This is a genomic window from Hydrogenophaga sp., from assembly GCF_022844385.1.
Classification (GTDB): Bacteria; Pseudomonadota; Gammaproteobacteria; order Burkholderiales; family Burkholderiaceae_C; genus Hydrogenophaga.
Map to the genome: position 1 here is coordinate 1 of NZ_JALHLX010000089.1, position 14,557 is coordinate 14,557.

The 14,557-nt window shown below is 67.2% G+C and carries 20 protein-coding genes; 13 read left to right on the forward strand and 7 right to left on the reverse strand.

Annotated elements, in window-relative coordinates; genetic code table 11:
- Positions 1–447: phosphopantothenoylcysteine decarboxylase (locus Q0C59_RS13890; protein ID WP_291216466.1), on the forward strand; the 447-nt coding region annotated here is incomplete at its 5' end.
- Positions 448–534: 87 nt separating this feature from the next.
- Here Q0C59_RS13890 and Q0C59_RS13895 read toward each other — a convergent pair.
- On the reverse strand, positions 535–1,662 hold the full coding sequence (locus tag Q0C59_RS13895; protein ID WP_291216467.1) for a substrate-binding domain-containing protein: 1,128 nt from the start codon (positions 1,660–1,662) through the stop codon (positions 535–537).
- 142 nt (positions 1,663–1,804) lie between these two features.
- On the opposite strand from Q0C59_RS13895, the gene Q0C59_RS13900 reads away from it, so the two are divergent.
- From Q0C59_RS13900 to Q0C59_RS13950, 11 genes are all read left to right on the forward strand, one after another.
- Positions 1,805–2,542 carry an ABC transporter permease gene (locus tag Q0C59_RS13900; protein ID WP_291216468.1) on the forward strand — a complete coding sequence of 246 codons (738 nt, stop codon included), beginning with the start codon at positions 1,805–1,807 and terminating at the stop codon, positions 2,540–2,542.
- The gene (locus tag Q0C59_RS13905) at positions 2,539–3,300 is read left to right on the forward strand and encodes an ATP-binding cassette domain-containing protein (protein ID WP_291216469.1); all 762 of its coding nucleotides are present in this window, start codon (positions 2,539–2,541) and stop codon (positions 3,298–3,300) included. Before Q0C59_RS13900 ends, Q0C59_RS13905 begins: the two co-directional genes overlap by 4 nt.
- A complete protein-coding gene (locus Q0C59_RS13910) occupies positions 3,297–4,109 on the forward strand; it encodes a substrate-binding domain-containing protein (protein ID WP_407066564.1) in 813 nt (270 codons plus the stop codon). Before Q0C59_RS13905 ends, Q0C59_RS13910 begins: the two co-directional genes overlap by 4 nt.
- Before the next feature lie 71 nt (positions 4,110–4,180).
- Complete coding sequence (locus tag Q0C59_RS13915) at positions 4,181–4,915, forward strand: molybdate ABC transporter substrate-binding protein (protein WP_291216470.1); 735 nt, start codon at positions 4,181–4,183, stop codon at positions 4,913–4,915.
- The gene (locus Q0C59_RS13920; protein WP_291216471.1) at positions 4,902–5,942 is read left to right on the forward strand and encodes an iron ABC transporter substrate-binding protein; all 1,041 of its coding nucleotides are present in this window, start codon (positions 4,902–4,904) and stop codon (positions 5,940–5,942) included. The genes Q0C59_RS13915 and Q0C59_RS13920 overlap by 14 nt, the downstream gene beginning before the upstream one ends.
- A gap of 4 nt (positions 5,943–5,946) precedes the next feature.
- Positions 5,947–6,945 carry an iron ABC transporter permease gene (locus tag Q0C59_RS13925; RefSeq protein WP_291216472.1) on the forward strand — a complete coding sequence of 333 codons (999 nt, stop codon included), beginning with the start codon at positions 5,947–5,949 and terminating at the stop codon, positions 6,943–6,945.
- Complete coding sequence (locus tag Q0C59_RS13930) at positions 6,942–7,811, forward strand: ABC transporter ATP-binding protein (protein ID WP_291216474.1); 870 nt, start codon at positions 6,942–6,944, stop codon at positions 7,809–7,811. Before Q0C59_RS13925 ends, Q0C59_RS13930 begins: the two co-directional genes overlap by 4 nt.
- 34 nt (positions 7,812–7,845) lie before the next feature.
- Positions 7,846–8,637 carry a hypothetical protein gene (locus Q0C59_RS13935; RefSeq protein WP_291216476.1) on the forward strand — a complete coding sequence of 264 codons (792 nt, stop codon included), beginning with the start codon at positions 7,846–7,848 and terminating at the stop codon, positions 8,635–8,637.
- A 104-nt stretch (positions 8,638–8,741) separates the two neighbouring features.
- On the forward strand, positions 8,742–9,155 hold the full coding sequence (locus tag Q0C59_RS13940) for a DUF3597 domain-containing protein (RefSeq protein ID WP_291216478.1): 414 nt from the start codon (positions 8,742–8,744) through the stop codon (positions 9,153–9,155).
- 108 nt (positions 9,156–9,263) lie between these two features.
- Positions 9,264–9,524, forward strand: a complete 261-nt coding sequence (locus tag Q0C59_RS13945; protein WP_291216480.1) for a PsiF family protein — start codon at positions 9,264–9,266, stop codon at positions 9,522–9,524.
- Between the two features lie 18 nt (positions 9,525–9,542).
- Positions 9,543–10,097 (forward strand): DUF427 domain-containing protein, encoded by a 555-nt coding sequence (locus Q0C59_RS13950; RefSeq protein ID WP_291216481.1) that lies wholly within the window; start codon positions 9,543–9,545, stop codon positions 10,095–10,097.
- Between the two features lie 12 nt (positions 10,098–10,109).
- Here the strand turns inward: Q0C59_RS13950 and modC are convergent, their stop codons facing one another.
- The 3 genes from modC to modA are packed head-to-tail and all read right to left on the reverse strand — an operon-like array spanning position 10,110 to position 12,640.
- Entirely contained in the window at positions 10,110–11,210 is a 1,101-nt protein-coding gene (gene modC, locus Q0C59_RS13955; RefSeq protein WP_291216483.1) for a molybdenum ABC transporter ATP-binding protein, read from the reverse strand.
- Positions 11,207–11,890, reverse strand: a complete 684-nt coding sequence (gene modB, locus Q0C59_RS13960) for a molybdate ABC transporter permease subunit (RefSeq protein ID WP_291216485.1) — start codon at positions 11,888–11,890, stop codon at positions 11,207–11,209. The genes modC and modB overlap by 4 nt, the downstream gene beginning before the upstream one ends.
- A gap of 3 nt (positions 11,891–11,893) precedes the next feature.
- Positions 11,894–12,640 carry a molybdate ABC transporter substrate-binding protein gene (gene modA / locus Q0C59_RS13965; protein WP_291216487.1) on the reverse strand — a complete coding sequence of 249 codons (747 nt, stop codon included), beginning with the start codon at positions 12,638–12,640 and terminating at the stop codon, positions 11,894–11,896.
- A gap of 72 nt (positions 12,641–12,712) precedes the next feature.
- On the opposite strand from modA, the gene Q0C59_RS13970 reads away from it, so the two are divergent.
- On the forward strand, positions 12,713–13,486 hold the full coding sequence (locus Q0C59_RS13970; RefSeq protein ID WP_291216489.1) for a TOBE domain-containing protein: 774 nt from the start codon (positions 12,713–12,715) through the stop codon (positions 13,484–13,486).
- 153 nt (positions 13,487–13,639) lie between these two features.
- Here Q0C59_RS13970 and Q0C59_RS19660 read toward each other — a convergent pair whose 3' ends face one another.
- The 3 genes from Q0C59_RS19660 to Q0C59_RS13980 all read right to left on the reverse strand — a co-directional run.
- A complete protein-coding gene (locus tag Q0C59_RS19660; RefSeq protein ID WP_366518871.1) occupies positions 13,640–13,768 on the reverse strand; it encodes an FKBP-type peptidyl-prolyl cis-trans isomerase in 129 nt (42 codons plus the stop codon).
- 89 nt (positions 13,769–13,857) lie between these two features.
- Positions 13,858–14,331, reverse strand: coding sequence for a hypothetical protein (locus Q0C59_RS13975; RefSeq protein WP_291216490.1), 474 nt, complete (start codon positions 14,329–14,331; stop codon positions 13,858–13,860).
- 100 nt (positions 14,332–14,431) lie between these two features.
- Positions 14,432–14,557: helix-turn-helix domain-containing protein (locus Q0C59_RS13980; protein WP_291216493.1), on the reverse strand; the 126-nt coding region annotated here is incomplete at its 5' end.

Genomic DNA, 14,557 nt, shown 5'->3' on the forward strand with positions numbered 1-14,557 from the left:
GCGCTGAACATGCAGAAATCGCTGGACCACCTGGCCCAGGCTGCCACCGTGTTCGTGTCGGCCGCCGCCGTGGCCGACTGGCGCCCGGCGCAGATGCTGGACCAGAAGATCAAGAAAGACGGCTCGGGCGAGGTGCCCACGCTGTCGTTCGTGGAGAACCCCGACATCCTGGCCAGCATTGCGGCCAGCCCGCGCGCACAGAGCGGGGCGCTCTACTGCGTGGGCTTCGCGGCCGAGAGCCACGACCTGCAGGCCCACGCCCAGGCCAAGCGGGCGCGCAAGGGTGTGCCGCTGCTGGTGGGCAACATCGGGCCCGACACCTTTGGGCAGGACGACAACGCGTTGTTGCTGGTGGATGCGCACGGCACGGTGGAATTGCCGCGGGCGTCGAAGCTGGTGCTGGCGCGTCAGCTCATTGCGGAGATAGCGCGGCGGCTGCACAGCTGATCGATCCGGCGCCGGGCCGCCCCAAGCCGGATCAGCCCCCTCCGGGGGGCAGCGCACCACGCGCAGCGGGGGAGCGTGGGGGCTATTTCAATCCCACCACGGCAGGAGCCGCTTCATCGCCGCCACTTCGCCACAGTGATCGGGCACATAGCCCGGCAGACCCGCCAGCTGGTCGTGCCACGCCCTGCTGCGCAGCCGCTGCAGCAGGCGCTGCACGGCGGGTTGTTCCAGCGCGGTTTTCAGGCACACCAGCAGGTAACGCTCTTCGGTGAGCGGCACAAAGCCGAGGCCCTGGGTGCGAGCGGCGTACTCGGTGCCCAGGCCCACGTCGGCCGCGCCGCTGGCCACGGCCTGCGCCACCGCCGCGTGTGAGGTTTCCACGCGGTCGAAGCCGGTGATGTCTTCCGGCATCAAAAGCGCCTGAGTGAGCAATTCGTCCAGCAGCAGGCGCGTGCCGGTGCCCAGCGCGCGGTTGACGAAGCGGGCTTGCAGCCGCGCCACATCGTTCATGTCCTGCAGCCGCAGCGGGTTGCCGGGCGCCACCATCAGTCCCTGGACGCGCCGGGCGAAACCGATGATCTTGTGCAGCCCGGGCTTGAGCAGCGGGCGGTAGGTGCGCGCGCTCTGGCTGCCCGAGGCGGCGAACGGCTGGGCGTGAAACCCTGCGAGCGCGCAGCGGCCTTCGTTGAGCGCACGGATGGCATCCACGCTACCGCAGAAGCGTATGTCCAGGTGCAGGCGGCCGGTGTCCTTGCCGCCCGGTGCCGGGGTGGCGGCGAAGTCCTGCAGAGCGCTCAGGGCGTGGTCGTGGCTGGCATACAGCGTCAGCACCTCGCTCTCGCCTTCTTCGCCAGCATCGTCGAAGGCGCGGGCAAATGCCCGTTCGAGCTCGGCGCGCAGGCCTTCTATCTGCGGCCCCAGCCGGGCCTGCGCCAACCGCTCGGCCATCAGCAGGCGTTCGCCAAATGGCGTGAGGCGCGCGGCCTGGCCACGTTCCCAGAACAGCAGCGCCTGGCCCAGGGCAGCTTCCCAGTCCTTCAGCTGCCCCCAGACGTGGCGGTAAGACAGGTTCAGCTGGCGCGCTGCGGCCGAGATGGAGCCGCTGGTGTGCACCGCTTGCAGCACGTCCATCATCGGATTGCGCAGGAGCGCATGGCCGCTGGAGCGGCCCGGTGCGCGGGCGGCGAACGCGTACGACAACTCGATCTGTTTCATGGTCCGCGAGTGTGCCCCAAGCGGGTACGGTGTCGCCGTCGATCGTCCTCGACATATGAACGGACGTTCCTATGCAGGTCAATTCATACCGCGTCACTACGTAGGTGCTCCCGGGGGTGTTCAGCCTATGCTCTGCGCCCACATGAACACCTTTTCCGATAGCGTGACCACCGCATTGCAGCTGGTGCTTTCCGGTGATCCTGGCTTGTGGTCGGTGGTCAGCCGGTCCCTGGGCGTGAGCGCCATGGCCTGTGTGCTGGCGTGTGGCCTGGGCCTGGTGCTCGGCGCGTGGCTGGCGGTCGCGCGTTTCCCGGGGCGCGGTGTGGTGCTCACCCTGCTCAACACGTTTCTGGCCATCCCCTCGGTGGTGGTGGGCCTGGTCATCTATCTCCTGCTGTCACGCTCGGGTCCCTTGGGGTTTCTCGGTTGGTTGTTCAGTTTCCAGGCCATGGTGCTGGCGCAGGCCTGCCTGGTGCTGCCGCTGGTCACGGCGCTCACGCGCCAGGTGGTGGAAGACGCCGACCGCAACCACGGAGAGCAACTTTCGTCGCTGGGTGCGGGGCCGGTGCTGCGCAGCCTGCTGCTGGCCTGGGACGATCGTTACGCCCTGATCACCGTTCTGCTCACGGCCTTTGGTCGCGCCGTGTCTGAAGTGGGTGCGGTGATGATCGTGGGCGGCAACATCGAAGGCTTCACCCGCGTCATGACGACCGCGATCGCACTCGAAACCAGCAAGGGCGATCTGCCGCTGGCGCTCGGCCTGGGGCTGGTGCTGCTGGGCGTGGTGCTGGTGCTCAATGCGATGGTGTCGCTGCTGAGCCGATGGCGCGAGCGCGCCGACAGCGCTGATGCAACGCGCTTGACGCTGGTGACGCAATGACCAGTCTGCCTGTGAAAGCGGTGCTCCCCGCCGTCTGTTTCGATTTGCGCAACGTGCAGGTGCACCTCGGCTCCGCTGGCCGGCTGCACGCCTTGACCGACATTTACCTGCGCATCCAGGCCGGCGAGCGCGTGGCGCTGGTGGGGGCGAACGGCAGCGGCAAGAGCACGCTGCTGCGCACCTTGCATGGGCTGCAGCGCATCAGCGGTGGCGAGTTGCATGCATCGAGCCAGCAGCGCGTGGCCATGCTGTTCCAGCGGCCCCACATGCTGCGCCTGAGCGTGCGGCTGAATATCCAGCTCGGGCTCTGGCTCAAGGGTGTGGCCTGGCGCGAAACGCGCGCGCTGGCGCTGGCAGCACTCGACCGCGTGGAGCTCGGACACATCGCCGAGCGCAACGCACGCGCGCTCTCGGGCGGCCAGCAGCAGCGGGTGGCACTGGCCCGCGCCTGGGCCCTGCGCCCCGATGTGTGGTTGCTCGACGAGCCCACCGCCAGCCTGGACCCGCACGCCAAGCGCGAAGTGGAGGCGCAGATCGCCGAGTTCACCCTCGGCCAACAGCACGTGGGCGACCGTCCTCCCACGCTGGTGTTCAGCAGCCACAACCTGGGCCAGGTCAAACGCCTGGCCAGCCGTGTGATCTATCTGGAGCAAGGGCGGCTGCTGGCCGACCTGCCCGTTGCCGATTTTTTCAACCACGACCTGTTGCGCACGCTGTGCCCGCAGGCCCATTTGTTCGTTCAAGGAGAAAGTTTATGAATGCATTCCGCCACCTGACCCTCGCCGCCGCCCTCGGTACCACCTTGCTGGCCAGTGCCGGCGCCATGGCCCAAAGCATCGTGGTGGCCTCCACCACGTCCACCGAACAGTCGGGGCTGTTCTCGTTCCTGTTGCCCGAGTTCAAGAAAGCCAGCGGCATCGATGTGAAGGTGGTCGCACTCGGCACTGGCCAGGCCATCGACATGGCGCGCCGCGGTGACGCAGATGTGCTGTTCGTGCACGACAAGGTGGCCGAAGAGAAGTTCGTGGCAGACGGCTTTGCCGCCAAGCGCCAGGAGGTCATGTACAACGACTTCGTGCTCATCGGCCCCAAGGCCGACCCGGCCGGCACCAAAGGCAGCGACATCGTGGCCGCCATGAAGAAGGTGGCCACCGCCAACGCGCCTTTCATCTCGCGCGGTGACAAGAGCGGCACGCACGCGGCCGAGTTGCGTTTCTGGAAGATGACCGACACCGAAGCCAACAAGGGCACTGGCTACAAGGAATGCGGCTGCGGCATGGGCCCGGCGCTCAACATCGGCTCCAGCGCCGGCGCCTACGTGCTGGCCGACCGTGGCACCTGGCTCAACTTCAAGAACCGCGGCGATCTCGTGGTGCTGGTGGAAGGTGACAAGCGCCTGTTCAACCAGTACGGCGTGATGCTGGTGAGTGCTGCCAAGCACCCGCAGGTGAAGACCGCCGACGGCCAGAAGTTTGTGGACTGGGTGACTGGCCCGGCCGGTCAAGCGGCGATTGCCGGCTACAAGATCGGTGGCGAACAGCTGTTCTTCCCGAACGCGACGAAATGAAGCTCGCCACCGTTGCCAGCGCCGTTGTGGTCTCGACCTTGACGGCGTGCGCAGCGCCGCAAGCGACCGCCATGAAGGAACCCCTGCAGGTCTACGCCGCCGGCAGCCTGCGCGAGGTGTTCACCGAGATCGCGCGTGATCACGAGGCACGCACCGGCCAGAAGATTGCGCTGACCTTCGGCGCTTCGGGCCTCTTGCGCGAGCGCATCGAAAAAGGGGAGGGCGCGCAGGTGTTCGCCTCGGCCGACACCCAGCACCCGCAGCGCCTGGCCGCCGCCGGTGGTTGGGCGCCGCCCACCGTGTTTGTGCGCAACAGCCTGTGTGCGCTCACGCAGGCGAGCGTGAACGCCACGCCGCAGAACCTGCTGGAGACGATGCTCAATCCGGCCGTGAAGTTGGGCACTTCCACACCCAAGGCCGACCCGTCGGGCGACTACGCGTGGGAACTGTTTCGCAAGGCCGAGACGATGCGCGCGGGCGCCTACGCTGCGCTCGATGCCAAGGCGCTCAAGCTCACCGGTGGCGCCGACTCACCCAAGCCGCCGGCCGGCCGGGGCACTTACGCCTGGGTCATGGACCAGGGCCAGGCCGACGTTTTCCTGACCTATTGCACCAACGCCGTGGCCTCGCAAAAGGAGGTGCCGCGCCTGAAGGTGGTGCAGGTGCCTGCGGCTTTGCAGGTGGGCGCGTCTTACGGCCTCACCGTGCGGCGCGGTGCGCCCGCACCGGCCGAGGCTTTCGCCAAGGCCTTGCTGGCACCCGCCGCGCAGGCCACGTTTGCGCGTTACGGCTTTGGCCAGCCTTGAAGGTTCGTCCCTGCGCCGGCGCGATCTGCTGATCGCTTCGGGCGCGTTCGCTGGGTTGCCCGCGTGGGCGCAAACGCGCAGCATCACCGACGGCGCGGGCCGCCGCGTGAGCGTGCCGGCCAGGGTCCAGCGCATCTTCCCCGCCGGCCCGCCCGCCGCCATCTGGCTCTACACGCTCGCGCCCGACGCACTCATTGGCTGGCCGCGCGCCAATCGGGGCCCAGAGCTCGAATTCCTGCTGCCCGGCATCGGCAACCGGCCCGAGGTGGGGCGGCTCACCGGGCGTGGCAACACCACCAACCTTGAACAACTGTTGCTGAGCAAGCCCGACCTGATCGTGGACGCGGGCTCGACCCGCCAGACCTTCGCCGAGCTGGCCGACCGGGTGCAGTCGCAGACCGGCATTCCGTACGCGCTGCTCGATGGCCGTCTGGCCTCGGTAGCGCAGGGCTACACGCTGCTGGGCGAACTCACCGGACGGCAGGAACGTGCGGCGGTGCTGGCGCGTTACACCGCCGACACCTTGCGCACGGTGCGCGAGCGCGTGGCCCGTGCGCCTGCGCAACCCCGCGTGTACTACGCGCGCGGCCCCGAGGGGTTGGAGACCGGACTGGGTGGTTCGATCAATGTGGAGATCTTCGAGGCCATGGGCATCCGCCACGTGGCCGCCGATTTGCAGGGCGGCCTGGCCACGGTGTCCATGGAGCAGGTGCTCGCCTGGGACCCGGAGGTGATCGTCACCATCGACCAGACGTTTGCCCAGACCGTGCGCAGCAACCCGCTGTGGCGCAGCGTGAGCGCGGTGAAGAGTGGTCGGGTGCACCTCTCGCCCAAGCTGCCCTTCGGCTGGATCGACTTTCCGCCCAGCGTGAACCGCCTGCCTGGCCTGTGGTGGCTGGGCAGCAAGGTGTTCCCGGCGCTGTTTCCTGAAGACCTGTCGGTGATCACGCGCGATTTCTACAAGCTGTTTTACCAAGTCGACTTGAACGCCGAACAGGTGCAGCGCGTGCTGGCCGGACGGGACTGATCCCATGCGCGGCGGTGCCTTCTGGGCGGTGGGCGTTCTGCTCGCGGGTGTGCTGGTGGCCTTCACCCAGGGCCGCACGCCGATTGCACTGGCCGACCTGTGGCAGCTGGTGTGGTCGGTGCTGCAGGGCGCACCCGCGCCCAACGAACAGACGCAGACCATCGTGTGGCAGATCCGCGGCCCGCGCGTGCTCGCCGCGATCGCGGTGGGCTCGGCGCTGGCGGTGGCGGGTGCGGCGTTTCAGGGTCTGTTTCGCAACCCGCTGGTGTCGCCCGACATCCTGGGGGCATCCGCCGGTGCGGCGCTGGGCGCGGTGCTTGGCATCTACTTCTCCATCGGCGTGTTCGGCATCCAGATGGCGGCGTTCGCCGGCGGCCTGCTGGCCGTGGCGCTGGTCTATGGCGTGGGCTCCACCGTGCGCAACAGCGACCCGGTGCTGGTGCTGCTGCTCGCGGGCATTGTCATCGGCTCGCTGCTGGGCGCGGGCATCGGCATGGTGAAGGTGCTGGCCGACCCCTACAACCAGCTGCCGGCCATGACCTTCTGGCTGCTCGGCAGCCTGTCGGCCACGCACGTGGACGACCTGCCCGCACTCATTGCGCCGGTGGCGCTGGGTACCGTGGTGCTCCTGTTGCTGCGCTGGCGCATGGACGTGATGTCGCTGCCCGAAGAAGAGGCCCGCTCGCTGGGCGCGCGCACCACCGCGCTGCGTCTGCTCATCGTGGCAGCCGCCACGCTCGTCACTGCCGCGAGCGTGGCGGCTGCCGGCATTGTGGGCTGGGTCGGGCTGGTGGTGCCGCACCTGGCGCGCTTTCTGGTCGGGCCGTCGTTCGTGCGCCTGCTGCCCACCTCGGCGCTGCTGGGTGGCGGGCTGCTGCTGTTCATCGACACGTTGGCGCGCACCGTGGCGCCGGTGGAGATTCCGCTGGGCATCCTCACGGCACTCATCGGTTCGCCGTTCTTCATCGTCTTGCTGCGCCGTGCCTCGCGGGGATGGACATGAGCGCCGCGCCGGGCCGCTCCCAGGCGAGCTCGCACCGCAGCCCGCAGGATGAAGGTATTGCATTGAATGCCATGCTGCAGGCCACCGACCTGAGCGTGGGCTACCCGGGCCACGTGGTCGGTTCGGACCTCTCGCTCTCACTGCACAGCGGCGAGGTGCTCGCGCTGCTCGGCCCCAACGGCTGCGGCAAGACAACGCTGCTCAAGACCCTGCTCGGCCTGCTGCCTGCGCTCGCAGGCACGGTACAGCTGCAGGGCAAACCATTGGCGAAATGTCCGTTGGCCCATCGTGCGCGGGAGTTGGCCTATGTGCCGCAGGGGCAGGTCAGCACCTTCGGTTTCACCGCGCTGGAGATGGTGCTCATGGGCCGCACCGCACACCAGGGGCTGTTGGCCCGCCCCAGCGCGCAAGACCGTGCCATCGCCCACGCGGCGCTGCAACGCGTGGGCATGGAGCACCTGGCCGAGCGTTCTGTCCACCGCGTCAGCGGTGGGGAGCGCCAGCTGGTGCTGATTGCACGGGCGCTGGCGCAGCAGCCGCGCGCCGTGCTGCTCGACGAGCCAACCGCCAGCCTGGACTTCGGCAACCAGGGTCTGGTGATGCGCGCCATCCGCACGCTGGCCGGTGAAGGCCTCGCGGTCATGTTCACCACGCACGATCCCAACCAGGCCCTGCGCTGCGCCGACCGCGCCCTGCTCATGCGCGAAGGCCGTGTGCTGGCCGAAGGACAGGTGGGGCAGGTGATCGAGGTCGAGGGCTTGCGTGCGCTCTACAGTGCCGGCGTTCTGCAGGTGGACGATGCGGCCGGGGGACCACCGGTGTTCTTGCCCGCTTTCGGTCAACCCGAATCAGAACCTGACAAGTGAAGCGAGCTCACAGCACTGTGCTACCTTGCAGTGCATGCATCTGTCCAAGCGCCACCTGCTCCCTCTCTTGCTCGTTCTGCTGGTCGGCCTCACGTGGTTGCAGCCGCTGGACCTGCTGGCCCAGGCCCATTCCGAAGCGGGACTGAAACGCTCGCTCACCGCATTCGCTGCAGCCCGCGGCCTCAACGCGGTGATCTCCGTGATCCAGGGCACCGAAGTCACCGGGGGCGCATTCGTCAACGTGACGCTGGCGCTTGGCCAGGTGCTCGACCCGGTCAACGACCTCATCGAACAGTTCGCCCGCCTCATGCTGGTGGTGAGTGTGGTGTTCGGTACGCAGTTGTTGCTGATGAAGATGGGCGCCACATGGGTGGTGTCGCTCGTGCTCACTGTGCTGGCCGCGTTCTGGATCTGGCAACGGCTTCGGGCAGCGGGGCCGTCGCCCTGGCTCGGGCGTTTGCTGGTGGCCTTGCTGCTGGTGCGATTTGTGGTGCCGGTGGCGGCCATCACCAGCGAACTCAGTTACCAGGCCTTCATGAGTGAGCAATTTGCGGTGAGCCAGCAGGCCATTGAGTCGTCCACCGCGGCGCTGGGCGGCGCAGGCGGTGGCGCCGACTCCACCACGCGCTGGTGGGAGCTGCGCGAGAAGCTGGCTGAGAAGATCGACGAACTCAAGGCCGATGCCGACCGCGTCGTTGCCCACGTCATCGACCTCATCGTGCTGTTCGTCATGCAGACCGTGGTGTTGCCGCTGCTGGTGCTGCTGGCGGCCTGGTGGCTCTGGCGTGCTTCGCTGGAAGGCATGGGGCGCAGACAGCCCATGTGAGCCAACCGCTTGCCCCGGCGAGCGGAATGAGGCAATACTGCCTCTGACACTTTTGCGTCATCTCCCGCCTTCACATTCGAAGTCACAACCACAAGGAACACACCATGGGTCTCTTCAGCAACATCCTCGAAAAACTCGGCATGGGCCCACCCAAGGTGGTGCCGCAGCCACCGGCCACCACGGTGGCAGCTGCACCTGCCGCGTCCGCCCCGGCTCCCGCCGCAGCACCAGCCCCCGCACCCGTGGCGTCCATCACCATGGTCGACGTGGTCGCACTCATGGAACAAAAGGCCGCTGCCAACCCGCAGAAGCTCAACTGGAAAACTTCCATCGTCGACCTGCTCAAGTTGCTCGACCTGGACAGCAGCCTGACTGCGCGCAAGGAGCTGGCCAAGGAGCTCTACTGCCCCGACGAGCTCATGGGCGACTCCGCCAAGATGAACATGTGGCTGCACAAGAACGTGCTGGCCCACATCGCGGCCAACGGCGGCAACATCCCCAAGGAACTGCTCGATTGATACTTTCGATGCTGGGATGAACCCGAGGCGGGCACCGAATGCCGCTTCGGCTCATTGACAGCATTTGCGCGCTGACCTTCAATGAATTTTTCATTGCTGGAGATTCAAATGCGCGCAATCGGCTTGGGTTCAATCGTCTTGGCTTTCCTGTTGCCGCTGGCCAGCTGGGCGGCCGATGGTCCGAGCTGCACGGCGTCGGCCACCGATAAAAAGCTCTCGGGTGCGGCCAAGACCTCGTTCATGAAGAAGTGCGAGAAGGACGCCACTGCCGCCTGCGATGCCACGGCGGTGGAGAAAAAGATCTTTGGTGCCGCCAAGAACAGCTTCACCAAAAAATGTGTGAAGGACGCTGTCGGTGCGCCGGCCTGATCTGAAGCCGCCCACCGGATGACCGGACCACCCGACTGGCTTCGCGCCGCGCGCGAACAATGGCACTGGCGCGGCCACCAGCGTCCTCCCTTTGCAGAAGAACCCGCGCCGGGCCAGACCTCGGTGTGGGACTTCCCACGCCCGCCGCAACTGGCACCCGACACGCGCGAGGTGGTCGTGCAATGGGGCCACCTTGAGGTGGCGCGCACGCGACGGGCAGTGCGTGTGCTGGAGACCGGGCACCCACCGAGCTTCTATCTGCCCTGGGCCGATGTGGCCCGCCACCTGCTGCAGCCCGCCGAAGGCAGCTCGTTCTGCGAATGGAAAGGCCCGGCGCGCTACTGGAGCCTGGTGCACGGTGCTGAAAGCCTGGTGGGTGTGGCCTGGAGCTATCCCGAGCCCCTGGCCGGCGCCGAGGCGCTGGCCGATTGCGTGGCTTTCTATCCGGCCGGGCTCCATTGCACGGTGGACGGCGCAGTGGTGAAGTCGCAGCCAGGTGGTTTTTATGGCGGTTGGATCACGCCGGATCTGGCCGGGCCGTTCAAGGGCGCGCCGGGCAGCGCAGGCTGGTGATCGGTGCTTGTTTCACCGCACCATGGCCACACCCTTGATCTGTGCAAACACCGCCTGACCGGGCGCAATGCCCAGCCGGCGCGCCGAAAGCTGGCTGATGCGTGCCAGCAAACGCACGGGCCGTGCACTGTCACCGAGCTGCAAACCCACCAGCACCTGGCCAGGCAGCTCTTCCACCACATCGACCACCGTGGCGCGCAGCACGTTGAGCACGCTGCTGAGTTCTGGCACTTGCAGCGACAGGCTCACGTCGCGCGCCTGGATGCGCACACGCACCGGTGTGCCCTTGGGCAAGGCGGTGCTGCCGGCCTGCGGCAGCAGCAGACGCCCGCCGTCGAAGGCCAGCTCGCTCAGGCAGTCCTCCGGCGAATGGCCAACCACGTTCGCTTCGATCAGCGCGGCCGCTGCGTCACCGCGCGCCAGGGGCAAGTCGAGACGTGTCATGAGTTCCATCACCGGCCCGCTGCACAGCGCACGACCCCCGCTCAGCAGCACCACGTGGTCGGCCAGGCGCGCCAGCTCGTCGCTGGAGTGGGTCACGTAGACCACGGGGATGTCCAGCCGCTCGTGCAGCTGCTCCAGCCACGGCAGGATCTCGTTCTTGCGCGCCGCGTCGATGGCCGCCAGCGGCTCGTCCATGAGCAGCACGCGCGGGCTGGTGGCCAGGGCGCGGGCAATGGCCACACGCTGACGCTCACCGCCGGAGAGGTCCAGCGGGATGCGATCCAGCAGGTGGGCAATGCCCAGCAATTCCAGCCCGTGGTCCCACGCGTGTCGGCGCTGGGCGGGCGGCGTTCGCTGGAAGCCAAACATCAGGTTGTCTCGCACGTTCAGGTGCTCGAACAGACTGGCCTCCTGGAACACATAGCCCAGTGCGCGCTGGTGCACCGGCAGCATCACGCGTTGCGCCGAGTCCTGCCAGACTTCGCCATCCACGCGAACCACCCCTTTTGCGTGAGGCTCCAGACCGGCGAGCACGCGCAGGCACGAGGTTTTGCCGGAGCCCGATGGGCCGAACAGCACCGACACGCCGCGTGCGGGCAGGCGGAGGTCCACGTCGAGCACGAAACCAGGGCGCTCCAGCCGTGCGGTGAGCTGCAGTTCACTGCTCATGCCCGGCCTCTTCGCTGGCGGTGGTTGTAGAACTGCAGCGCGAGCAGCACCACAAACGAGAAGCCCAGCATCACCGCGGCGAGGCGATGGGCGTCGCTGTATTCGAGCGCTTCCACGTGGTCGTAGATCTGCACCGACACCACACGCGTGACCCCAGGGATGTTGCCGCCCACCATGAGCACCACACCGAACTCGCCCACCGTGTGCGCAAAACTCATGATGACCCCGGTGACGAGCCCCGGCCGGCACAACGGCAGCACCACCGAAAAAAAGGTGTCCAGCTTCGAGGCCCGCAGGCTGGCCGCAGCCTCCAGTGGGCGTTCCCCCAACTGCTGCATTGAGTTCAACACCGGCTGCACCATGAAGGGCAGCGAATAGAACACGGAGGCGATCACCAGACCCGTGAAGCTGAACGTGAGCACCCCCAGGCCCAGCGCTTGCGTGAGCTCGCCAACCGGTCCGTTGGGCCCCATGAGCACCAGCAGATAGAAGCCGAGCACCGACGGCGGCAGCACCAGCGGGATGGACACCAGCGCACCCACCGGCCGGCTCCAGGCTGAGCGGCTGCGCGCCAGCCACCACGCCAGCGGCACACCCAGCACCAGCAGGATGGCGGTGGTGAGCGCGGCCACCTGCAGCGTGAGGCCGATGGCCTGGAGGTCGGACGGTGTCAGCAGCACGGGTCAGATGTCATATCCGTAGGAACGGATGAGGACCTGGATGTTCGGGCTCTTGAGCAGCTTCATCAAGGCCACGGCGGCTTCGTTGTTGGCGCCGCGCTTGAGCAGCACCGCGTCCTGCTGGATCGGCGCATACAGGTTCTGCGGTACGACCCACATCGAACCGCCCTTGAGCCGGCCCCCATCGAGCACTTGCGACATCGCCACGAACGCGATCTCGGCGTTTCCTGTGAAGGCAAAGTTGTAGGTCTGGCCGATGCTCTCGCCCTGCACGAGTTTCGGCGTGAGCGATGCAGAGAGGCCGAGCTTGTCAATCACCTCGATGGAGGCAGCGCCGTACGGTGCCGTCTTGGGGTTCGCGATCGCCAACTTGCGAAAGCCATCCGTCTTGAGCACCGCGCCCTGGGCGTCCACCTTGGCTGCTTGGGTCGACCACAGCACCAGTTTCCCGCTGGCGTAGGTGAAGCGGCTGCCGGGCTGCGCCAGTCCGTCGACCTCCAGCTGCTCCGGGGCTTTGGCATCGGCTGCGAGCAGCAAGTCAAACGGTGCTCCGTTGCGGATCTGCGCATAGAGCCGGCCAGTGGAGCCCACGGTGATCTTCAGCGTGTGGCCGGTGGTTTTCTCCAGCACCGCGGCAATGGCCTTGATGGGCTCGGCAAAGTTGGCCGCCACCGCCACCTGGGCCTCGGCAGCATGCAGCGCGCCGGCCATGAAAAACAGCCACGCTGGCAGCAGTGAACGTGCGAACATCGGAGCGTTCCTCTCAAAAATATCGCTATTCCGATTCGGAATAGCGCTGAGTATAGATGGCAATCTGACTCCATGGCATCCCGAAAAGTCGTCCCTCCATCGTCCACCGATCTGCCCCACGCGCTGGCAGACGCGAGCGCCGACAAGCGCCTGGACGTGTTGCGCCACGTGGCCGCCGGCTGCTCCATCTCGCAGGCAGCGCGCCAGGTCGGCATCAGCTACAAGGCCGCGTGGCAGGCCATTGACACGCTGAGCAACCTCAGCGGTGTGCCGCTGGTGGAGCGCACTGTGGGCGGCGTGGGCGGTGGCGGCGCGCGCATCACCGCCGACGGCCTGCAGCTGCTCGCGCTCGCCGCCGAGCTGGCCCGCGCACGCCAGCAGGTGCTGGCGCGCTTCGCGGGCGGATCGATCAGCGAAGGCGGTCTGGGCCTGCGCACCAGCATGCGCAACCAGCTTCGCTGCCGAGTGCTGCACTGCGCACCGTGTGTGCCCGGCGACCCGATGGTGGAGGTGACGCTGACCACACCGGGCGGCGCGCTCCTTGTGTCCACCATCACGCAGGAGAGCGCGGACCTGCTGGGCCTGTCGCCGGGGTTGTCCGTGCTGGCCTTGTGCAAGGCCACCGCGGTGGTGGTGTCTCTCGCCGGGTCAAACAACACACCCGGCGCACTCACCGGCCGTATCGAACGCTGCTCGCCCGGCACCCTGCAAGACGAGGTGGTGATGGCACTGGAAGGCGGCGGGCACTGGGTGGGCTTTGCGCAGCACCCGTTCACGGGGCGGGTGGGTGATATGGCCGTGGCCACCTTGTTGCCGGCGGCGCTGGTGATCGGGTTGCCAGGGTAAGGGCGGTCGTGGGAGCAGGCCGCCGGCAGCGCGTGAACGACCTCGCCGAACGCATCCAAACGGATTTTGCCCGTCCGCCAGGCCTGCATGACGACACGCGACCGGGCAAATGGCACAAACCCCAGCCGCTGTCGTCCATCGATGTGAAATGAGTTACCTCTTTTTCACCGCCAGCAGCTGCACCTGAAACTCCAGCACGCTGTTGCCCGGGACCACACCGGGAATGCCCCGCTCGCCGCAGGCGGTGGCTGGTGGACAGGTCACATTGGACGTGTCGCCCACTTGAAGGAATGCATGGATTTCATCGACTGAAGGGTTGGAGGCGAAGCAATCGGGCAATGGGATGGATCTGCACCGCCGGGGCGGCGTGGTCAGGGGCAGGTGGGTGCTTTGACCACGGCTTGGGCCAGGCTCGAAAACCGTCCAGCGTGGGTGGTTCCAGAGCTGTTCACGCGCACCACTGCGCCTTCGATCTCCGACCCGGATACCGTGATCCCGCGCGGGCCGATCGTGTCGTCCACGTCGATGGTGAAAGCCACGCGCTTTTCGGGTGCGAGCCGGCGAATCGACAGGACGATCTGCTGGTCGCCGTCGACGACTTTGGGCTGGGCGGCCAGCGCCTCGGCGCCTGCGACCAGCTCGAACGGCTGGAACACCTCGACGCCCGCCCCAGTGCCGGTGACGTCGAAGACCAGGCCGGCAGCGGATGCAGACAGATCGATGACGATCTCGGTGGCCATGACGGCGCAGGCGGACTGGTTGGTGATCTCGAACCGGTCTTTGGGCGCCCCTTCGATAAAGCGCACGCCGATGGCCGCCGACACAGGACCCGCAGCCAGTCCCATGGCGATGGTCAGGATGAGGGATGCGGTTCGATCAAGCATTGCGTGGGAGGGTGTTGGGTTGCAGGCGAGAGGGGTGTGGCGCTGTGCAGGATTCTGCCGCTCAGCCGCCCGACTTCCTGCGCATGAGTTTGCGGTACACCGTGGCGCGGCTGATGCCCAGCGCCCGCGCGGCTTCCATCACGTTGCCGCGGGCCTCTGCCACGGCCTTGCGGATGAGGGCGGTCTC